This is a genomic window from Anaerobacillus sp. QJM3NY_32 (genome assembly GCF_056173645.1).
Map to the genome: position 1 here is coordinate 2,906,871 of NZ_CM149684.1, position 20,424 is coordinate 2,927,294.

At 40.8% G+C, this 20,424-nt stretch carries 17 protein-coding genes, 1 pseudogene and 1 other annotated feature; of the genes and pseudogenes, 3 read left to right on the forward strand and 15 right to left on the reverse strand.

From position 1 onward, the window contains the following. Positions 1-51: 51 nt before the first annotated feature. The 3 genes from aspS to AC0VYH_RS15340 all read right to left on the reverse strand — a co-directional run bounded on the left by aspS (position 52) and on the right by AC0VYH_RS15340 (position 3,708). Entirely contained in the window at positions 52-1,839 is a 1,788-nt protein-coding gene (gene aspS / locus AC0VYH_RS15330) for an aspartate--tRNA ligase (RefSeq protein WP_283153941.1), read from the reverse strand. After that, positions 1,836-3,122, reverse strand: a complete 1,287-nt coding sequence (hisS, locus tag AC0VYH_RS15335; protein ID WP_194219433.1) for a histidine--tRNA ligase — start codon at positions 3,120-3,122, stop codon at positions 1,836-1,838. The genes aspS and hisS overlap by 4 nt, the downstream gene beginning before the upstream one ends. Positions 3,123-3,228: 106 nt before the next feature. Next, positions 3,229-3,453: a binding site (T-box leader), on the reverse strand. 81 nt (positions 3,454-3,534) lie between these two features. Continuing rightward, on the reverse strand, positions 3,535-3,708 hold the full coding sequence (locus AC0VYH_RS15340; protein WP_194219659.1) for an RNA polymerase subunit sigma-70: 174 nt from the start codon (positions 3,706-3,708) through the stop codon (positions 3,535-3,537). 149 nt (positions 3,709-3,857) lie between these two features. Here AC0VYH_RS15340 and AC0VYH_RS15345 point away from each other — a divergent pair, with 149 nt between their 5' ends. Continuing rightward, complete coding sequence (locus tag AC0VYH_RS15345) at positions 3,858-5,279, forward strand: N-acetylmuramoyl-L-alanine amidase (RefSeq protein WP_242057290.1); 1,422 nt, start codon at positions 3,858-3,860, stop codon at positions 5,277-5,279. Positions 5,280-5,372: 93 nt separating this feature from the next. Here the strand turns inward: AC0VYH_RS15345 and dtd are convergent, their stop codons facing one another. The 9 genes and pseudogenes from dtd to AC0VYH_RS15390 all read right to left on the reverse strand — a co-directional run bounded on the left by dtd (position 5,373) and on the right by AC0VYH_RS15390 (position 15,764). Continuing rightward, positions 5,373-5,816, reverse strand: a complete 444-nt coding sequence (gene dtd / locus AC0VYH_RS15350) for a D-aminoacyl-tRNA deacylase (RefSeq protein ID WP_475372718.1) — start codon at positions 5,814-5,816, stop codon at positions 5,373-5,375. A 19-nt stretch (positions 5,817-5,835) separates the two neighbouring features. After that, the gene (locus tag AC0VYH_RS15355; protein ID WP_371018278.1) at positions 5,836-7,998 is read right to left on the reverse strand and encodes a RelA/SpoT family protein; all 2,163 of its coding nucleotides are present in this window, start codon (positions 7,996-7,998) and stop codon (positions 5,836-5,838) included. Between the two features lie 187 nt (positions 7,999-8,185). Then, complete coding sequence (locus tag AC0VYH_RS15360) at positions 8,186-8,698, reverse strand: adenine phosphoribosyltransferase (protein ID WP_194219429.1); 513 nt, start codon at positions 8,696-8,698, stop codon at positions 8,186-8,188. Next, positions 8,699-11,056, reverse strand: a complete 2,358-nt coding sequence (gene recJ / locus AC0VYH_RS15365; protein ID WP_475372719.1) for a single-stranded-DNA-specific exonuclease RecJ — start codon at positions 11,054-11,056, stop codon at positions 8,699-8,701. A gap of 132 nt (positions 11,057-11,188) precedes the next feature. Next, positions 11,189-11,524 carry a LapA family protein gene (locus tag AC0VYH_RS15370; RefSeq protein WP_475372720.1) on the reverse strand — a complete coding sequence of 112 codons (336 nt, stop codon included), beginning with the start codon at positions 11,522-11,524 and terminating at the stop codon, positions 11,189-11,191. A 38-nt stretch (positions 11,525-11,562) separates the two neighbouring features. Further along, complete coding sequence (locus AC0VYH_RS15375; protein ID WP_475372721.1) at positions 11,563-12,471, reverse strand: cation diffusion facilitator family transporter; 909 nt, start codon at positions 12,469-12,471, stop codon at positions 11,563-11,565. Between the two features lie 134 nt (positions 12,472-12,605). Beyond that, positions 12,606-14,820 (reverse strand): annotated as a pseudogene (gene secDF, locus AC0VYH_RS15380) (protein translocase subunit SecDF). Between the two features lie 111 nt (positions 14,821-14,931). After that, positions 14,932-15,189, reverse strand: coding sequence for a post-transcriptional regulator (locus AC0VYH_RS15385; RefSeq protein ID WP_226614507.1), 258 nt, complete (start codon positions 15,187-15,189; stop codon positions 14,932-14,934). Positions 15,190-15,278: 89 nt separating this feature from the next. Next, positions 15,279-15,764 (reverse strand): COG2426 family protein, encoded by a 486-nt coding sequence (locus tag AC0VYH_RS15390; RefSeq protein ID WP_194219422.1) that lies wholly within the window; start codon positions 15,762-15,764, stop codon positions 15,279-15,281. Positions 15,765-15,884: 120 nt separating this feature from the next. Here AC0VYH_RS15390 and spoVB point away from each other — a divergent pair, with 120 nt between their 5' ends. Next, positions 15,885-17,438, forward strand: coding sequence for a stage V sporulation protein B (gene spoVB, locus AC0VYH_RS15395; RefSeq protein WP_475372722.1), 1,554 nt, complete (start codon positions 15,885-15,887; stop codon positions 17,436-17,438). Positions 17,439-17,471: 33 nt separating this feature from the next. Here the strand turns inward: spoVB and AC0VYH_RS15400 are convergent, their stop codons facing one another. Together AC0VYH_RS15400 and AC0VYH_RS15405 are read right to left on the reverse strand one after the other, a co-directional pair. Beyond that, positions 17,472-18,137 (reverse strand): YetF domain-containing protein, encoded by a 666-nt coding sequence (locus AC0VYH_RS15400; protein ID WP_194219420.1) that lies wholly within the window; start codon positions 18,135-18,137, stop codon positions 17,472-17,474. Positions 18,138-18,293: 156 nt separating this feature from the next. Further along, positions 18,294-19,643, reverse strand: coding sequence for an ArsB/NhaD family transporter (locus tag AC0VYH_RS15405; protein WP_322098086.1), 1,350 nt, complete (start codon positions 19,641-19,643; stop codon positions 18,294-18,296). A gap of 67 nt (positions 19,644-19,710) precedes the next feature. On the opposite strand from AC0VYH_RS15405, the gene AC0VYH_RS15410 reads away from it, so the two are divergent. Next, positions 19,711-20,100, forward strand: a complete 390-nt coding sequence (locus tag AC0VYH_RS15410) for a TIGR04086 family membrane protein (protein WP_194219419.1) — start codon at positions 19,711-19,713, stop codon at positions 20,098-20,100. Between the two features lie 42 nt (positions 20,101-20,142). Here the strand turns inward: AC0VYH_RS15410 and yajC are convergent, their stop codons facing one another. Then, the gene (yajC, locus tag AC0VYH_RS15415; RefSeq protein WP_194219645.1) at positions 20,143-20,415 is read right to left on the reverse strand and encodes a preprotein translocase subunit YajC; all 273 of its coding nucleotides are present in this window, start codon (positions 20,413-20,415) and stop codon (positions 20,143-20,145) included. Positions 20,416-20,424: the final 9 nt, after the last annotated feature.

A 20,424-nucleotide genomic window follows, 5' to 3' on the forward strand; every position in this document is an offset into this window, starting at 1 on the left:
GACCTTCAAACCGATTTCAATCATCAGGTATTAGGTCCTTTTTATTATTTTTCACTCTTTCTCAGCACCCACTGGCTTCTTAGCTAGCTCAAGATTCAGCTCCTTTAGTTGATCCTCACTAACTGGAGAAGGAGCTTCTGTTAACAGGCAGCTTGCGCTAGCTGTTTTAGGGAAAGCAATTGTGTCGCGAAGGTTCGTTCTTCCTGCAAGCAACATCACGAGACGATCAAGACCAAATGCAATTCCACCATGTGGTGGGGTACCGTATTCGAACGCTTCAAGAAGGAAACCAAATTCTTCCTCTGCTTCTTCTTTTGTAAATCCTAACGCTTTAAACATTTTTTCCTGAATATCACGCTGGAAAATACGTTGGGAACCTCCACCTAACTCATAACCATTTAGGACAAGGTCATATGCATCTGCACGAACTTTTCCTGGCTCTTCTTCAAGAAGATGAAGGTCTTCTTTCAACGGCATTGTAAACGGATGATGTTCCGCAAAATAACGATCAGCTTCTTCATCGTAACTCATCAGTGGGAAGTCCATGATCCAAAGGAAATTAAACTTGGAATAGTCAATAAGGTCGAGGTCTTTTCCAAGCTTTGAACGAAGAGAACCGAGACTGTCTGATACAACAGATTTACTGTCAGCTACGAACAGAAGAAGGTCACCCGCTTCTGCATCGAATGCTTCTTTTAGTTGAGATGCAAGAGCCTCGTCAAAGAATTTAGAAATAGGGCCTTTCAAACCATCTTCCTCTACTTTTAACCATGCAAGTCCTTTTGCTTTGTACGTTTTCACATACTCTGTTAAAGCATCGATATCTTTACGTGAGTACTTACTTGCTGCACCTTTTGCATTAATACCTTTAACAGCTCCACCAGAAGAAACAGCACTAGAGAATACTTTAAAGTCAGAGTCTTTTACAAGATCAGATACATCCACAAATTCCATTTCAAAACGCGTATCAGGTTTGTCTGATCCGTAGCGATTCATCGCTTCAGCATGAGTCATGCGTTGGAATGGCTTTTCAATTTCTAATCCCTTCGTTTCCTTCAATACCGCACTCATCATTTCTTCCATCATCGCAATTAAATCTTCTTTTGGAAGGAAGGATGTTTCAATGTCGACTTGAGTAAATTCAGGTTGACGGTCCGCTCTAAGATCCTCATCTCGGAAGCAGCGAACGACCTGGTAATAGCGTTCAAATCCTGAAACCATTAACAGTTGTTTAAAGAGCTGCGGAGATTGCGGAAGAGCGTAGAACTCTCCTTCGTGCACCCGGCTTGGTACCAAGTAATCACGAGCGCCCTCAGGTGTACTTTTTGTTAACATTGGAGTTTCAATTTCAAGAAATTCATTATGATCCAGGAAATCACGAATGACTTTAGTTGTTCGATGACGGAGCTTGAATGTCTCTTGCATCACCGGACGTCTCAAGTCCAGGTAGCGATATTTCAAGCGAATATCTTCTCCAACTTCTACATCGTTCGCAATGCTAATGGGAGGATTCTTCGCAGCATTGAGGATTTCAAGTGATTCAGCATGTACCTCAATCGACCCTGTTGGAAGATTCGGATTAACCGTTCCCTCCGCACGAGATACTACTTTACCAGTAATGCCTAGTACGTATTCACTTCTAACTTTCTCAGCAAGTTCAAGCGCTTCTTTTGAAAGGTCTGGATTGAATACAACCTGTACAATACCTGAACGGTCTCTAAAATCAATGAAGATTAATCCACCAAGATCACGACGCTTTTGAACCCAACCTTTTAATTCTACTGTTTGCCCGATCTCGCTTTCACGAATTTTCCCGCATGAATGGCTTCTTCCGATCATTCTCCAACTTCCTCCTTTAATTTCCCTTTCAGATAAGAATCAACATGTGTTAAATCTATTGATTCTTGCTCACCTGAGTTCATATCTTTAATGTTAATTTCATTCTTTTCAATTTCTTCATCACCTAGAATAGCTACGTACTTTGATTTGAGTCGATTAGCCGCTTTAAACTGACCTTTCATCTTCTTATCAAGGTAGTCACGCTCTGTGGAAATCCCAGCATTTCTAAGCTTCTGAACAAGGCCATTAGAAACCTTTTGTGCTTCTTCCCCCATTGTGACAACATAACAATCAATTGTCTTTTCAATCGGGAGCTCAACACCTTCTGCTTCCAATGCCATTAATAGACGCTCAATGCTCATTGCAAAACCGATTCCAGGTGTTGATGGGCCACCCATCTCTTCAACAAGTCCATTATAGCGACCACCACCGCTCAACGTCGTAATAGCTCCAAAGCCGTCAGCGTCGCTCATGATTTCAAATGCTGTGTGATTATAATAATCTAGTCCGCGTACAAGGCGGTCATCAAGAACATAATCAATTCCCATTTGATCTAAGGCTTCTTTTACTTTTGTAAAGTAAACAGTCGATTCCTCATTTAAATAATCGATGATGGAAGGCGCAGTTCCCATTAATTCATGGTCACGATCCTTTTTACAATCAAGAATACGTAGAGGATTTTTCTCCAGGCGATTTTGACAATCGCTACAAAACTCTCCGATTCTTGGCTCAAAATGATTAATTAATGCCTGACGGTGTGCCTCACGACTTTCTTTATCACCGAGACTATTCAAATATAGTTTAAGCTTTTTAAGTCCCAATTCTTGATACAAACTCATCGCAAGCGCAATAACCTCGGCATCAATCGAAGGGTCATTACTTCCTAACGCTTCAATTCCGAACTGAACAAATTGTCTCATCCGCCCAGATTGAGGACGTTCATAGCGGAACATAGGGCCGATGTAATACAGTTTAACTGGCTGCTCGGGTAAACCGTACATCTTGTTATTCACATAAGCTCGAACCGCCGAAGCTGTTCCTTCAGGTCGGAGTGTTAAACTACGATTACCGCGGTCTTCAAATGTATACATTTCTTTTTGAACGATATCTGTTGTATCGCCTACTCCGCGTTGAAATAACTCGGTATGCTCAAATATTGGCGTTCGAAGTTCATGATAATTGTATCTGCGGCAAATATCTCTTGCCTTATCTTCAATGTATTGCCATAACTCCGACGTACCAGGAACAATATCCTGAGTACCTCTAGGAATTTGAAAACTCATGTTTATATCCTCCTTTAATCACTAGCAAGAAGCTCTTCTAACGGCTAATTCTAATGGGCTAAATCCTTTTTTTGGATACAAAAAAACTCCCATCCCTGAATCGAAATTCAGGGACGAGAGTTACCCGCGGTGCCACCCTAATGGAAAGATAAATCTTTCCTCTTAAAACAGTTAACGCCTGTCTACGTCGTCCCCTACTGAGTTATCTGTTCGGAGACGATCCTTGGAAGTGTCTTTCAAAAAAGCGGTATCGAGAAATGCTCTCAGCCTAGCGGCATTTCCTCTCTGATCAACCCGGTATTTTTTTACTTTTCTTCCTCATCGGAGCTTCGTATCGATTTACTGAATTGTTTTCTATCATACGAGTCAGTGATTTTTTTGTCAAGTATATTAGGATTGGTTTTACAAAACATTATCGCTTCATTTTTTGTTTCATGATTTTCACACTTTTTAATGACAGTCCAAATTCTTCCGCGAGTTCCATATTTGACAAACACTGTTCTTTTTGTAGAAAATCATGAAAGTCGATACCAAATTCCGGCTGTGACATATGATAGCTCATCATTTCTTTATTAGTTGATCTCACAAGACCCCACCCTTTTATTAGTTCAATTATTTCTTAGTTTCACCAAAAAGAATGCATTTTACTACTTAACGAAGGAATCTTTTTATCCGATAAAGAAATTATCTATGAAAGCAGCAGGCGTCATTGAAAGGAGTCATCACTTGAAAAAAATGATTTTTGCATTTTTATTTTTTGTCATACCCATTATTTTCTCTACTTCTGCTTCGGCTGAGAAAAATGCTTATTTTGAGGAAACTGTAAATGTTCGCGCCGAACCCTCTCTTACTTCATCTGTTATCACACAGGTTCATAAAGGGGATTCAGCCATCGTTCTCGAAAGTAAGACCGATTGGACAAACATTCAACTTCATACTGGGGAAGAAGGTTGGGTTTCAAGTAGACTAGTAAGCATTTCTTCTGATTCCAAAGAGAGGAAATCAATACAATCAACCGTGTCTGATCTTCAAGTCCGTGCTGGCCCTGGTAAAGAATACAAAGTTATTGGAAATATCACTCAAGATTCTGAGTGGAATGTGCTTGAGACTGCAGGCGATTGGACCTCCATTCAATTTAAAGGACAGACCGGATGGGTAGCGTCCTGGTTAGTAAGTTCTACAACAGCTAGCCCAGATCAAAAAACAAGCCAGGTAAAAGAAGTAAAGGCGCGTATCTTAAACGTTCGTGACTTCCCAGGAACAGAGAATCGGATCATATCTCAACTCCCTTCAGGAACAATTGTAGAAGAAGTTCGTCAAGAAAAAAACTGGAGCTTCATTCGCTATCAGAATGGACAGACTGGTTGGGTAGACAGTACCTATTTGCAAGAAACAGACAAACAAGAGGAGTCAGAATTTCTTACAATTCTATACCAGGCAACAAACTTAAGAAGTGGGCCGGGGTTGAATTATGAAGTTATTAAACAAGCGCCTGCAAAAGCGCGCTACAAAATAGCTGCAAAAGAAGGCAAATGGTTTCGTATCCTTCTTGACGATGGTCGTTCAGCATACGTTGCTGACTGGGTCGTCTCTACTGCATCTAAACTATCCACTTCGCCTGTCTTGAAATCTGGAAAAACAGTTGTTCTTGATGCTGGTCACGGTGGCTACGACAGTGGTGCCCTAGGCATTACGACACTTGAAAAAATCCTTACATTGAAGACGACAACAACTATCGCGGAAAAATTAAAGAATGCAGGGGTTCAAGTTATTTTAACGAGAGATGATGATACATTTGTCTCTCTTTCTGAACGAACTCTTTTATCAGATCGTTATAAAGCTGACGCATTTGTAAGTATTCATTTCGATAGCACAGTTGATCCAACTGCAAATGGAGCAACAACGTATTATTATGGTGAGAATGATATGTCCCTAGCTTCAGCGATACACGCCAAAATCGGAGATGATACAACTTTGAGAGATCGCGGTATTCGATATGGAAATTATTATGTTCTAAGGAACAATAAGCAGCCTTCTGTCCTTCTTGAGCTTGGCTTTCTCTCAAATCCATGGGAAGAGCAATTAGTGAATAGGTTGGATTACCAATCAAAAGTGACTACTGAAATTTCAAATGGCATCCTTACTTTTTTACAGTAGTAACGCTTAAGATGAAGAACAGTTTGACTTGCTTTTCTATCTATATGGATGAACCAAAAAACCGCAATTCCAATTAGGAATTGCGGTTTTTTGTCATTCTTTGCTCTCAATGATAAGAGTTACAGGTCCGTCATTCGTAAGCTGTACGTCCATCATCTCACCAAAAACACCTGTCTGCACCTCGAGACTCTCTTCTCTAAGTAAAGCGTTAAACTTATCATAAAGTGCGCTGGCTTCAGGAGGTTTTGCCGCCTTCATAAAGTTTGGACGTCGCCCTTTACGACAATCACCATATAACGTGAATTGTGATATAGATAGAATAGCTCCACCTTTGTCTTTCACTGACAGGTTCATTCGATCATTTTCGTCCTCAAATATACGAAGGTTTGCAATTTTAGTGGCAAGATAGCCTGCATCCTCTTCTGTATCCTCGTGCGTGACCCCTAGGAGCACCACAAGGCCATGTTCGATCTCACCTGTAGTTTCTCCATTCACGGTGACTGAGGCTTGCTTTGAACGTTGTATAACGGCTTTCATGGAGAACTTCCTTTCTTAACTACTGCATAATTCTACGAACAGCATAAATATCTGGAATTCGTTTAACGCGCTCGACTACTTTTTGAAGATGAGCTGTGTTCCGAATGGAGACAGTCATACTAATTGTTGCCATCTTGTTATTATCTGATCGACCAGAAACAGACGTCATGTCGGTTTTGGTTTCTGCTACAGCCTGAAGAACCTCATTCAGAAGACCTCTGCGATCAAATCCACTGATTTCGATATCAACATTATAATTTTTTGGAGAGTCACTTTCCCATTCAACCTCTAAGAGGCGTTCCTGACCATTCTCTTCATTCACATTAGGACAGTCTTTCCTGTGAATCGAGACACCTCTCCCTTTCGTGATATAGCCCACAATATCATCACCTGGAACAGGGTTACAGCATCGTGAAAGACGGATTAACAGGTTGTCTATCCCTTTCACTCGCACACCCGACTCCGCTCTCTTTGGCGGCCGAGAAGGTGAATGGGTCTTACCTTCAATAATTGATTTTGCTAGCTCTTCTTCCTGCTCTTTCGTCCGTTCTTTACGAGCCTTATCTGTCAGCCTTGTTGCGATTTGTGCAGCTGTAATTCCACCATATCCAACAGCTGCGTACATATCTTCTTCACTTGTAAAGTTAAATTTCTTAGATACATTTGCAATGTTATCTGAAGTCAAAACAGCCTTTAACTCAAAGCCATGGTTTTTAATTTCTTTCTCAACAAGCTCTCGACCTTTTTCAACGTTTTCTTCACGCTTTTCTTTCTTAAACCATTGCTTAATCTTATTCTTAGCGTGGGAGCTTTGACTGATTTTTAACCAGTCTTTACTTGGACCATAAGAGTGCTTAGAAGTTAGAACTTCAACGATATCCCCTGTTTTCAACCGATGATCTAGTGGTACCATTTTGCCGTTCACTTTTGCGCCAATGCAATGATTCCCAATTTCAGTATGAATGCGGTAGGCGAAATCAAGAGGTACCGAGCCAGTAGGCAATTCAAATACGTCTCCTTTAGGCGTGAAGACAAAAACCATATCACTGAATAGATCAATCTTAAGAGACTCCATAAATTCTTCAGCATTCGAAACATCATTTTGCCATTCAAGAATTTGCCTAAACCATGATAGCTTTTTCTCAAATGAGCTATTCACCTGATTCTCATCGCCTTCTTTGTAGGCCCAATGAGCGGCAATCCCGTATTCAGCAACTTTGTGCATATCAGACGTTCGAATTTGCACCTCGAGAGGGTCACCTTTTGGTCCAATGACTGTCGTATGAAGCGATTGGTACATATTCGCTTTTGGCATAGCAATATAATCTTTGAAACGACCAGGCATAGGCTTCCAGCATGTATGAATAATGCCAAGAACGGCGTAGCAATCCTTGATGCTATTCACAACGATACGTACCGCGAGCAAATCATAAATTTCGTTAAATTGCTTATGTTGCTTAGCCATTTTCCGATAGATACTATAGATATGTTTCGGACGACCTGAAATTTCAGCTTCAATGGAAACTTCTTTCACACGCTCTTGAATTTCGTCCACAACTTCATGGACAAATCCTTCACGTTCAGCCCGTTTCTTTTGCATTAAATTCACGATGCGATAATACTGCTGTGGATTTAAATAACGAAGCGCCGTATCCTCAAGCTCCCACTTAATAGTGGAAATACCTAGACGATGGGCTAGAGGCGCAAATATTTCTAGCGTCTCATTCGCTTTTTGCATTTGTTTTTCCTTTGGCATGTGCTTAAGCGTACGCATGTTATGAAGTCTATCAGCCAATTTAATCAGAATGCACCTAATATCTTGAGCCATAGCGATCATCATCTTCCGGTGATTCTCGGCTTGCTGCTCCCGCTTGGACTTATACTTGATTTTCTTCAGCTTCGTAACGCCATCAACGAGCATGGCAAGTTCCGGGCTGAATTCATCAGAAATTTGTTCAAGCGTCACGTCGGTGTCTTCAACGACATCATGAAGAAAGCCCCCAGCCACTGTCACAGGGTCTACTTCAAGGTTCACAAGAATGCCAGCAACCTCAATAGGATGAATAATATAGGGTTCACCCGATTTGCGGTACTGGCCTTCATGTGCGTTTCTCGCGTATTCAAATGCTCTATTAAGATAAGAGAGATCGTCCTCAGACAGATACTTCTCCGCTCTTTCCATCACTTCTTCTATCGTCATCAAATCACCTTGATTACTGTTGGTATATTGCTTCTATTATCGTTAAAAAAAGTCAGCATGTAAAGAGATTAAGAGAAAAATGTCGTTTTCCCTAATTAGTAAACGCTCTATCTTTGTGTCTAAGGTGCATAAAGAGAAAGAGCGTCCGGCTATTCGGACACTCCATTCTTTAGTATGTCATTAGAGTAAAGATATCATGGCGGTCAAGGTTTTTACGCCCTTCAAGATAGGAAAGCTCAATCATGAAAGCAAGTCCTACAACAACTCCACCAAGCATTTCAACTAGCTCGATCGTTGCATTGATCGTACCACCAGTCGCAAGCAAATCATCCGTAATCAATACTCGTTGACCTGGCTTAATAGCATCCTTATGAATCGTAAGGACGTCTTTACCATATTCAAGACCATAGTCTACTTTAGCTACTTCGCGTGGTAATTTACCTTCTTTTCGAACAGGTACAAAACCGATACCAAGAATATATGAAACCGGGCACCCTACGATAAATCCTCTTGCTTCAGGTCCTACAATAACATCAACATCTTTATCTTTCGCAAAATCCGCAATATCATTAACGACTCCTCGGTAAGCTTCGCCGTTTTGCATTAACGGAGTGATGTCTTTAAAACGAATACCCTCTTTCGGATAGTCTTCAACCACTGCGATATAATCTTTATAATTCATTTACTTAATGGCCTCCTCAGTGCTATTGAAACAATTAACTGATTGATCGAACCAACTTTTCAAAGCATGATAGGAGGAATAGCAAAAATCATTTTCGAGCTTTGCTTTTTCAAGCTTACTCCTATACGTTTTAGAAGAAGTTAATTCACTTTTTACAGATTGTGGATTTAGAGAAATCAGTCCATTATCCATTGTAACAAAATCTAGCTCAAAAAACACCTCTGACATAAACGGAACTGTTTCTTTTGACCAACCTTTATGCTTTGCGAGCTTTTCAGCATCGCGTAAGTTAAAGCTACCTCTCTTCATTAAGAAAGCATAGAACCATTTAAAATCCTCACGTGACGGAAGCGTTGAGAAAAAGTGATCCTCCTCATGCTCAAATACCGCATACGTTCGATCTGGTAATCCACCTTTTCGAAACAGATTGACAAGATCTTCCTCTAAATCCGGAAGATCTAGTAGCATAACATATTTATTCTCAATTGCTAGTTTCTCTTGTTCTGTTGGATCAACAATAATGTAATCTTTCCAATTCTCAAGTCCAAGCTTTGTCATGGTGTTTTTTTGGAAAGCTACCATAACAAGCTTATCGAGCGGCAGCATTTCAAGTCGTTTTTTCAAATCTCGAATGCCTCGATAATCAAAGAGCTGCCATTCATTCACAGCGATATCTTTCACAAATATTTGTGGCTTTCGAAGTCCATTCCACTCGTTGACGGAGAGTTGGCCAATTACGCTTACAGCAGCTCTTGATGCTATTTCTTCAAATGCATAACCGAAATGAAACCCTACGCCATCTAGCGTAGCGCCGTTTTCCTCAAGACCTACCTTGAGGTGATTGTCCTGACTCCCAATCCTTCTGATTTGAGAGAGATGAACGTCTTTTAGCATAACGACTGGTTTCGGATTACTTACTCCAAAAGGAGCCAAAAGATTCATTTCTTCAATTGTCTCAAGAGTAACATCCTCTACACGACAGTGAAGATCTACTTTTGTAAGTGGTGTCAAATCTTCTTCTGTTAACTTATCTAAAGCCAGTTCGTTTAATCTTGAACGCAAATCTTCTAGGTAGCTTAAATCAATGGTCATACCAGCGGCCATTGGATGACCACCGAAGTGAGGGAGAATGTCTCTGCACTCAGAAAGGTTTGCAAACATATCAAAGGCCTCAATACTTCGTGCAGATCCTTTTGCGACACCTTTCTCACGATCAATACTCATCACGATGGTTGGGCGATAATACTTTTCAACAAGTCGTGAAGCCACGATTCCAATGACCCCCGCATTCCATCCTTCCTTGGCAATGATGAGTACGCGATTGCTTTCATCAATCAAGTACTTTGACTCAACCTCTTCAATCGCTTCTTTCGTCATTGTATTAACTAGTTCCTGACGATTCTTATTAAGAGCATCAATATCAGATGCCAGCTGTTCAGCAAGAATCGGATCATCTGTTGTCAGCAGTTCAACTGCTGGGTCTGCACTATCAAGACGGCCCGCAGCATTTAGTCTCGGTCCTATCCCAAAACCAAGATGCTCTTCGTTAAGCTCCTGACCCTTTAAACCACATACATCTAGCAAAGCTTTTATTCCTGGCTTATTTGAATTTTGAAGGGCGCGAATACCTTCGCTTGCTAAAAGACGGTTCTCATCCTGAAGTGGCACAAGATCAGCGATGGTACCCATTGCGGCGATCTCTAATAAATCCCCTGGAATTCTTCCAAGCAAAGCCTGCGCAAGTTTAAATGCAACCCCTACTCCTGCTAAACCTTTGAATGGATAACCACACCCTGGCTTTTTAGGGTTTATTGTCGCGTAGGAATCGGGCAGAACCGGAGGAGGCTCATGATGATCAGTAATAATGAGATCAATACCGATTTCTTTAGCAACTTCCGCCTCATGTACACCGGATATCCCTGTATCTACAGTCACTATTAGTTGATACCCATCTTCTTTTGCCTGCCTAAAAGCAGCTTCGTTCGGACCGTATCCCTCTGTAAATCGATTAGGAATATAGTAATCAAATATAGCGCCAAGCTCGCGCAACGTATAGACAAGTACAGTCGTGCTGCTAACGCCATCGGCATCATAGTCACCAAAAATAAGGATTCGCTCACCAGAAGCAATCGCCTGTTGAATTCTTTCGACCGATTCTTTCATACCATCCATTAAATATGGGTCGTGATAAGTTAAATTCTCTTTATATAGAAATCTTTTCGCTTCTTCTTCTCCCTCAATACCTCGATTAACTAAAAGCGAAGCAGCAAGTCGAGAAATTCCAAGTTCACTCTGGAGCCGATCAATGTTTGTTTCATCTGTTTCAGCCAGTTTCCAGCGTGTTTTAGACCTTAACATCGAATCACCTCTTAACTTGTTCATTATATATAGTTTCAGGAGGTTTGACCATAGTTCAGGAAGAGGAATCTTTTACAATCCCTCTTCACTCCACTATAAAAAGCCTTGAACTTAATCAAGGCTTTCCCGTCATTATTCCCCTTCAGTACCGGTGGCCTCATCTGCTGCCTCACCATCAAGTGGAGTATGGACAGCTTTTGATTCATTTGATGCTGGTTCTGTTATTAACCTTTCATTTTCTTTTTGTAACTTTCTCAGCTCTCTTTTCAGTCTGTAATACTTAACCATTCCAAAACCAAGCACAAGAATCGCACCCATCAATACAGATCCCAATATGACAAGCACAAGCGGCCAATCCGAAGTTCCAAATACATAGTTAACCTGTACAGGATCTACATTCACGACTGAAAACACCGCTATAATTAAGGCGAAAATAAGTGCTACAACTAATCCCCATTGTCCCTTCATCCTTATCTACCTCCTCTTCTACTACAATACCTATTCCATTACTCACTCTTTTTTTCCTTCGGTTCATAAGGATTAATGTGGACTAACACATCATGCACGTCATCTTCCTCAAGAAGTCGCTTCTTCACGTCCTTACCGATGTCATGTCCTTCTTTAACAGAAATATCCGGGTCTACACCAAGCTTGATATCAATAATAACATAGTGTCCGTGCTCTCTAGCATAGAACTCATCAAGGTTCACAACCCCTGGCATCCCGGTAATCACTTTTTTATACTCTGTCGTATCCTCCTCATGCAGCACATGATCGAGTGTTGTGTGAATGGATTCGAAACCAAGCTTCACAGCCATTTTAGCAATCAGAACAGAAACGAAAATTCCTGCAATCGGATCGGCATAAATGAGCCATGGCAAGCTAAATTTGCTTCCTAAAATGGCACCTGTAATCCCTATTAAAACAGCAATGGAAGAATAGACATCTGAGCGATGTTCATACGCATTCACGATCAGTGCATCACTTTTTATCTTTTTACCCAACCGATACTTATATCGAAACATCGCTTCTTTGACCACAATCGAGATGAGAGCTGCATAGAGAGCAAGAGTACCGGGGGCCTCAATAGGTTCGAATATCGCCTTCCCTGAACTTATTCCAATTTCAACGCCAACTAATAACAACAACACAGCTACAATAATAGCTGCAATTGACTCTGCTTTTCCATGACCATAGGGATGATCTTTATCAGGTGGTAGCTTAGCGGCTCGCAAACCAACAAAAACGGCAAATGAGCCAGCTACATCTGATGCCGAGTGTGCGGCGTCGGCAATAAGAGCTCGACTATTGGAGATCGACCCAATAACGCCTTTAAGTACTGCTAGGATAATATTTCCTAGTATACCAATGATCGCTGCAATCTCAGCTTTTCGAAACCGCTCTTCTTTATTCATTTTTTCACCTCTTACGTAACAAGTCATTATAGCTTTTCCCTTATTTCGAAATCTCACACCGCTCCATTTGGACACGTAAAAGCCATGGCTAAGCCATGGCTTCACTTCATCCGTGCACCCTCAAAGGAATTCTCTTATGCTTCACCTTCAACAGGAGCGAACTTTTTCTTCTTCAATTGTTTCCCCTTCCATACTGCCCAAAGCTGCGAGGCAATGAAGAGAGATGAATACGTACCTGCAACTAGTCCAATCAATAAGGCAATCGCAAATGGTCTAATTGCTTCGCCGCCAAAGGCCGTAAGAGCAGCAGCAGCAAAGACAACCGTTAGCACTGTATTAATGGAACGAGCAAGCGTTTGAACAAGACTTTTATTCACAACACGTGCGACGTCCTCAAATGTTTTGACCTTTTTTTCAAACTTCATATTCTCACGTATGCGATCAAAGGTAACGATCGTATCATTTATGGAATAACCGACAATCGTTAGTACTGCTGCTATAAACGTAATGTTCACTTCAATCTGCAGGATACTGAATACCGCAATTATGAAGAACGCATCATGGAATAACGCAACGACAGCGGCAAGCCCTTGTAACCATTCAAACCTTAGTGCAACGTATACGATAATTCCTATCGAAGCAATAGCAACTGCGATAAACGCATTCTTAGCAAGATCAACTGCTACATCAGGTGAGACCGTACTAATACTTGGTTCAGCACCATAAAGCTCTGTGAAGTGATTTTTAATTTCAGCAACTTCATCTTTGTCAAGCTCATCCTTAAATGCAGCAACGGCAATATCACCACCACCAGCAAGAGTTACTGATTCGGGTTTATATCCAAGTCCATCGAATTCGTCGCTTACTTCTTCTGTTGTTAGTTTACTATCAGATTGGAGATCAACACGTGATCCACTAGAAAAATCAATTCCTAAATTTAGACCAAATATAGCTATCGCTAACCCACCAAGAACGATTAAAGCTAGTGAAATCGCAAAAAACTTATTTCGATGTTTGACAAAATCAAACTTAATGTCTCTTACTTTAGAGCTCATCGATTTCACTCTCCTTTACGCCAAAAAGTCCGGGCTTTTTATTCAGTGCCCTGCTCTTGACCCATAGGCCGAGAAGAATTCGCGAACCCCAAACGGCAGTCAAAAAGCTAACGACGATACTAGTAATTAACATCACTGCAAATCCTTTAACAGAGCTTGTTCCATATGCAAATAGAACTCCTGCTGCAATTAACGTCGTGATGTTTGCGTCAAAAATAGTTGTAAACGAACGTCTTCCCCCAGCCTTGAAGGCCGACATGACGGATTTACCTGAACGAAGCTCTTCCTTAATTCGTTCATACGTAATAATATTCGCATCAACCGCCATCCCTACGCCGAGGATGAGTGCAGCAATACCAGGGAGAGTTAATACTGCGTTCATCCAATTAAAGACAACAAGAATCAAATAGATGTACGTAGTTAACGTAATCACCGCAATTGCTCCCGGCAAACGGTAATAGAACAGCATGAATAAGAAAATCAAACCGACTCCAATAAATCCTGCTATAACCGTTTTATCAAGAGACTGTTCGCCGAACTGTGCACCAACTGAAGTTGAATAAATTTCATCTAGCTGAACCGGTAAAGAACCTGCGTTTAAAAGCTCTTTTAGATTTTCAGCTTCTTCAAGCTGAAATGGTGGTCCTGAAATAACTACAGTATTTTGAGAAAGCACTTGATTGACCGCTGGATCGGAAATAAATTTCTGTTCATCAGCTGGCTTTGTAACTTCTTCTTTATAAGAATCGCCTTCTTCATAATCAAGCCAGATCACTAGTCGATTATCCGGCTGAGGCAATTGACTGAGGTCTCGAGTTATATTTGCAAATTTTTCGGGATCCTTAAGCGTTACCTGAACAACGGGTTGGTTGTTATCAAATACAACCTTGGCGGCGCCTTCTTTAAGATCAGCTCCGCTCATTTTCTCTTCATCATCCGTGGTTCGGAAGGTGAGCTCAGCCTGAGTGGAAAGAAGTTCACGCGCCTGGTTTTGATCTTTCACTCCAGCGAGCTGAACGCGAATGCGATCTTCCCCTTCAATCGTAATACGAGGTTCTGAAACCCCTAATACGTTAATACGCTTGTACAAAGCGCTTACTGTGCTGTTTAACAGGTCCTGACTAAGTTCCTGGCCCTCTTGAGCCGGTTCTACTTCATATAGAACTTCAAATCCACCCTGCAGATCAAGGCCTAATTTAATATCTTTTGTTACACCCATGACGGTTGTTCCAATTAATCCGCCAAGTAAAAGGACGATCAAAAAGAACGCAACGATCCGGCCTTTTTTTACCATGGAATAAAACTCCTCTCTAAACCCCCAACATTAATGCTTATGTAAAACGGATAGTACACAATATTAGCTATTATATCGAAATATGAATTTTTCTGTCAATTTTAGTCTTTTCTAAGTCTGACTTTCAAACGTTTTCGTGCCTTTATATGCATGAATGGTTAACCAATTCATATATTCATTCACCGATAAACGCATAATTTCATTCACAAGTCTGTGCAACTTTACTTCTTCTAATTCATTGTTTCTTTCAAGGCGTGCAAGGAGACATTCCCAGATTTCGTCCATGGTCGCTCCACTATACCCTAACAGCAAAAACTCGTCTCTCTTGCTTTCAAGCGCTGGGGATATTTCCTTCTTCCACTCTTTCATCTCGCCGTCTCCTTTCTCAAATAAGCTAGCGTCCAACATAGCATTAAATCAAGAGGCGCTATAACCTTTCAAACATTTTACACTCTGGATTAAAAAATGGAATAAATCGCTGCGCCAACCCCAAGGCCTGCAATAATGACTCCTGTGAGGATGGAAAGAAAAGCATATTTAAAACGAATCGCAAATAAAGCAGCAGCGACACATGCGCTATATGCCCCAGTCGTCGGAAGCGGGACAGCGGTAAAAAGAATAAGCCCGATTGCACCGTACTTATCGACATTTTTACTTTTGCTTATCGTTCTATGATAAAGCCAGTCATAAAATCGTTTATACCAGCCAAATCTCATTAGCCAATTGCTTAACGGCTGAAAAAGAAGAAGCAATGGAATAATCGGTAACACATTTCCTAAAAGACTAAGTGAGAACGCCTTTAAAAATGAAAAATCAAAGGTATACGCGAGAGGTAATCCACCCCTCAGCTCTAATATTGGAAGCGCTGAAACAATAACTACAATCACTTCATGAGGTAGAAAACCAAGGTTCTCTACGACAAATTGTTTAATTTCTTCTTTCATTGAAACACTCCTATATGCCTGTCATGCTTTGTCCCCTAATAAGCATATACATAGTGATAAAAAATATCTAGACTTTTCTACAATTTCGCAGGTGCATTCTGGATAGAAAGTAGGGTGAATATGTCAAAGCAAACCTTTCTTAGAGGGACTCTTTTTCTCATTCTCGCCGGGTTAATTACAAAGGTACTAGGCTTTATTAACCGTATAGTGATGGTTCGTGTGATGGGCGAAGAAGGTGTCGGTCTTTATATGATGGCTGTTCCTACGCTAATTCTAACCATTACATTAACACGTATGGGACTCCCCGTTGCAATCTCAAAGATGGTCGCGGAAGCGGATGCCGAAGGAGATCGACAAAAGATTAAACGAATTTTAATTGTATCGCTCTCCATTACCACTGTCCTTAGTGTCATTTTTACGACAATTATGGTACTAGCTGCACCTTTCTTATCAAAAGAAGTTTTCACAGACGACCGTACCTTTTATCCTCTTATTGCTATCGCTCCAGTTGTATCGATTGTAGCTCTTTCCTCTGTGCTAAGAGGCTATTTTCAAGGATTACAAAATATGCGACCTTCTGCTTATTCCCAGGTAATCGAGCAAATTGTCCGCATTTGCCTTGTAGCGGTTCTAACAGGGGCTTTCCTTCCATACGGTGTGGAGTTTGCAGCTGCGGGCGCTATGATTTCCGTTGTTCTCGGAGAACTTGCTTCCTTACTATTTATGTTCTCGATGTTCAAAATGAAGAAGCGCATTAAAATTCGAAGCGGTTTTTTCAATTATTTAAAAGGCGGGAGGGAAACATTTAACAGCTTAATGAAAATTTCCCTTCCTACAACAGGAAGCCAGTTAATTGGTTCGTTATCTTATTTCTTTGAGCCAATCATGGTTGCCCGTAGTCTGGCGATGGCTGGTGTTGCGACAACGCTTGCCACCACACAATACGGGCATTTATCAGGCCTTGCCATCCCACTCCTTTTTCTGCCTACTTTTATTACGTATTCCTTACAAGTCTCACTCGTCCCCGCAATCAGTGAGGCTCACGCTCAGAAACAATACAAACAGATTCAGCATCGTCTCAGCCAGGCGATTCGACTATCCATGGTTGCAGGTGGCCTTTCAGTTGTTGTTACGTATATTTTTGCCGTTCCCTTAATGGATATCATGTATCAAGCACCTCATGTAGCTATCTATGTGCAAGTAATGGCTCCTTTCTTTTTCTTCTACTATTTTCAAGGACCACTTGCGGCCGCACTTCAAGCATTAGATTTAGCTAAAGCAGCGATGATCAATAGCTTCATCGGAGCAGGCGTAAAGCTCACCGCAATTTTCTTCCTAGCTTCAAGACCTGAACTCGGCATTATGGGGGCTGCTCTAGCGATTGTTATTGGGATATTACTTGTAACGCTTCTCCATTTTGCAACACTCGTAAAAGCGATTGGTTTCTCCATCATAGTGAGTGATTTATTGAAAGGGATTGCGTCCATTATTGGTGCCGGAGTTGCTGGTCACTTTCTGTATGAGAACCTCGCTTCTTCATCATCAGATATACTCGGTACGTTTGTTGCTATTTGTGTAACATCAATTATTTATTGCATCCTCCTTCTATTACTTGGGTTAATTAATCGAAATGATCTTAGAAGAATCCCTCTTATCGGAAAATATGTGCATTAAATGAGGAGGAAAAAAAGAAGGTAACCGCTCTGGTTACCTTTTTTCATTCTTTAAATCAATAAAAAAGCTGCCATTCTTATGAAGAGAACAAAATGAGATACGTTTAATATCCTTATGACCCACTTTTCTTAATTCCTGACGAAGCCATAAAGCTGTTTTTCCAATTCGTTCAAGATGTTCCTCCTGTACTTTCCCGTCGAGAATGAGAGGGAGTGGCATCAATGTCTCTGGGTGTTCCTTCTTATTATCTTCCTCTTTTCTAATGACAGATAGCTTTCCAGAAGGCTCAAGGATGGCGAATTCCACGTCCGAAACAGAAGCAACGTTATTTTCTCTCAGTTGAATAAGCAAATCATCAAAGTTATACCGTTGTTTTTTCATTTCGATCTCATCAATTCGACCACGATCAATTAAAACAGACGGCTTTCCATCTACAATTTCTCTAACCTTCTCACTTTTTAATGAAATATAAGCCATAATCATTTGAATAAGTACTAGAATGACCATTGGAACAATTGTATTTATCATTGGCGTTTGAGGGTCTTCAATTGACATAACGGCAAGCTCAGCAATCATAATGGAGACAACAAAATCAAGAATGCTTAACTGACCAATTTCTCGTTTTCCCATGACTCGAAAAACAAAAATGATGACAAAATATAAAACAAGTGTCCTCATTATGACTGTCATAAATTCCATCCCTGAATCCCTCCTTCCAGTCTTGTTTTGATTAGTGTAACCATGTTTCAGCTCAGCATGAGGGAATGTATTGGAAAAACGGATTTTTACATTTCATTAAAATAACGTGTGAACCAAAGATAGGATGATCTTAGCCCAAATAAAAAAAAGCTTCCCTCAATAGTAGGGAAGCAAGTAGCGGAAATAAATGTAGATTGTACTAATGGCAAGTGAAACACAAACAACAGGTATTCCGATTTTCAAAAATTCAATAAAGCGAACTTCTTGTTTATCTTTCAGCGCTAGACCTGCTACTACTACGTTTGCTGAAGCACCGATTAACGTTCCGTTCCCCCCAAGACATGAGCCTAAGGCAAGCGACCACCACAATGGATCAAGGTTTGTCATTCCATAACCCGAAAATTCCGTAATGACAGGAATCATCGCTGCTACAAATGGAATATTATCTAAAAAGGCTGAGAGAAAACCAGATCCCCATAAAATCACAAGCGATGTTTTAGGCAAATCGCCGTCCGTGTATAAGAGAATACTTCTCGCCACTTCATCAATAATCCCTACTTCCTCTAATCCACCGATTAAAATGAACAATCCAATAAAGAAGAACAGGGTCACCCATTCAATTGACTCGAAAACCTCTTCAATCTTGTGTTCATTTTGTGTGATGAGTAATAAGAGGACCGCTCCTGCCATCGCAATGTTAGTTAGCTCTGTATGTAAAATAGGATGTAGCAGAAAGCCTGAAATCGTCATTAGCAGAACGATCGACGATTTATAAAGAAGAGGTCCTCTCTTTAAATAATCATCTGCATTAATTCGAAGCAACGTCTGTCGATGGTCGTCGTCTACAGTCAATCCCTTTCGATATAAAAATAAAAGACCTGTCATGATCACGGCATAAATGACAACAACTACCGGTGCCAGATTATATAGAAAATCATTAAAGTCTAAATGATCAACAGCCTGCCCGATCATGATGTTCGGCGGATCACCAATCAATGTTGCTGTTCCACCTATATTAGAAGATAAAATAACAGTTACTAAAAAGGGCATGCTCGTAATTTTAAGTATCCTTGTCAAGGTAAGAGTAATTGGTACGAGAAGAAGAACAGTCGTCACATTATCTAACAAAGCTGATCCAATTGCAGTCAATGTCCCTATTACAGCAAGTAGCGGCAGCGGTTTTCCTTGTACCTGTTGCGCAAGTTTGATGGCAATATATTCAAACAATCCATTCTGACTTGTAATGGAGACAAGAATCATCATTGAAAACAATAATGCAATCGTATTCCAATCAACGTGGTTCATGAAAGCAGAATCGGTGGTTGTAATTCCTGAAAGTAGCATGAGAAGACCACCGCCACAGGCAACGATCGCACGATTAATTTTCTCAGTTAATATGCCGACGTAAGCAAGAACAAATATGATGAGCGCGATGATCATTTCCAATCCATGCTGCCCCTTCCCTGTCCCGTTTCTAACATCGTATGACGAGCTGTTCGATTTCATGAATAGACTTCTATTTCCTTCTCAAACGAATAGAATGTACAAACTATCTCGTTTAAGGAGGAAGACAATGAGATCGAAACATGCAGTCTCAAGTATGGGCTCAGGGCTATTAGCAATAATCGTGATTGTGCTTGCAACTAGCGTGCTTTTTTCTTTAATTCTTCGTTTCACATCTGTATCAGAAAACGGACTGAGCCCGTTCATTATTGTTGCTACCGTTATTGCATTTTTTATAGGTGGATTTATTTCAGGTGGGAAAGGAGGAGAACGCGGTTGGCTACTAGGAGGAGGAACAGCCATTATGTACGTCATTCTCCTCTTTCTCATTCAGTATCTGGGTTACAGAATAAACATGAATCTTGAACAATTGCTTTACCATGCTGGTTATGGTCTGATTTGCATTCTAGGAGGAATCATGGGGGTAAATGTTAGAGGCGGAAATCATCGAGAGGCTTAGACGAACAAAGAGCGCCCTCTGATGAGGACGCTCTTTATTATGTTACTTGCTGTTTTCAGTGATTGATTCGCGGATAGCCGCTCGGTCAAACACCATTTTTGTACCGTCTGTAGTACGGATTGTAATTGTACCTTCATCCATTGCATCAATGATGCCGTGCATACCACCGATCGTTACAACTTTATTTCCTTTTTCTAAGCTTGCTTGCATTTCTTTCGTTTTCTTTTGACGCTTCTGTTGCGGGCGAATCAAAAGGAAATAGAAAATCGCAAACATTAGTAGAAGCGGGACTATATTCATTAACGTAGAACCCATATTCATTTC

Excerpts from the sequence above, each read along its gene's own strand:
- aspS (WP_283153941.1), bottom strand. The coding sequence starts at position 1,839 with ATGATCGGAAGAAGCCATTCATGCGGGAAAATTCGTGAAAGCGAGATC.
- hisS (WP_194219433.1), bottom strand. The coding sequence starts at position 3,122 with ATGAGTTTTCAAATTCCTAGAGGTACTCAGGATATTGTTCCTGGTACG.
- AC0VYH_RS15345 (WP_242057290.1), top strand. The coding sequence starts at position 3,858 with ATGATTTTTGCATTTTTATTTTTTGTCATACCCATTATTTTCTCTACT.
- dtd (WP_475372718.1), bottom strand. The coding sequence starts at position 5,816 with ATGAAAGCCGTTATACAACGTTCAAAGCAAGCCTCAGTCACCGTGAAT.
- AC0VYH_RS15355 (WP_371018278.1), bottom strand. The coding sequence starts at position 7,998 with ATGGAAAGAGCGGAGAAGTATCTGTCTGAGGACGATCTCTCTTATCTT.
- AC0VYH_RS15360 (WP_194219429.1), bottom strand. The coding sequence starts at position 8,698 with ATGAATTATAAAGATTATATCGCAGTGGTTGAAGACTATCCGAAAGAG.
- recJ (WP_475372719.1), bottom strand. The coding sequence starts at position 11,056 with ATGTTAAGGTCTAAAACACGCTGGAAACTGGCTGAAACAGATGAAACA.
- AC0VYH_RS15370 (WP_475372720.1), bottom strand. The coding sequence starts at position 11,524 with ATGAAGGGACAATGGGGATTAGTTGTAGCACTTATTTTCGCCTTAATT.
- AC0VYH_RS15375 (WP_475372721.1), bottom strand. The coding sequence starts at position 12,471 with ATGAATAAAGAAGAGCGGTTTCGAAAAGCTGAGATTGCAGCGATCATT.
- AC0VYH_RS15385 (WP_226614507.1), bottom strand. The coding sequence starts at position 15,189 with ATGAAAGAGTGGAAGAAGGAAATATCCCCAGCGCTTGAAAGCAAGAGA.
- AC0VYH_RS15390 (WP_194219422.1), bottom strand. The coding sequence starts at position 15,764 with ATGAAAGAAGAAATTAAACAATTTGTCGTAGAGAACCTTGGTTTTCTA.
- spoVB (WP_475372722.1), top strand. The coding sequence starts at position 15,885 with ATGTCAAAGCAAACCTTTCTTAGAGGGACTCTTTTTCTCATTCTCGCC.
- AC0VYH_RS15400 (WP_194219420.1), bottom strand. The coding sequence starts at position 18,137 with ATGGAATTTATGACAGTCATAATGAGGACACTTGTTTTATATTTTGTC.
- AC0VYH_RS15405 (WP_322098086.1), bottom strand. The coding sequence starts at position 19,643 with ATGAAATCGAACAGCTCGTCATACGATGTTAGAAACGGGACAGGGAAG.
- AC0VYH_RS15410 (WP_194219419.1), top strand. The coding sequence starts at position 19,711 with ATGAGATCGAAACATGCAGTCTCAAGTATGGGCTCAGGGCTATTAGCA.
- yajC (WP_194219645.1), bottom strand. The coding sequence starts at position 20,415 with ATGGGTTCTACGTTAATGAATATAGTCCCGCTTCTACTAATGTTTGCG.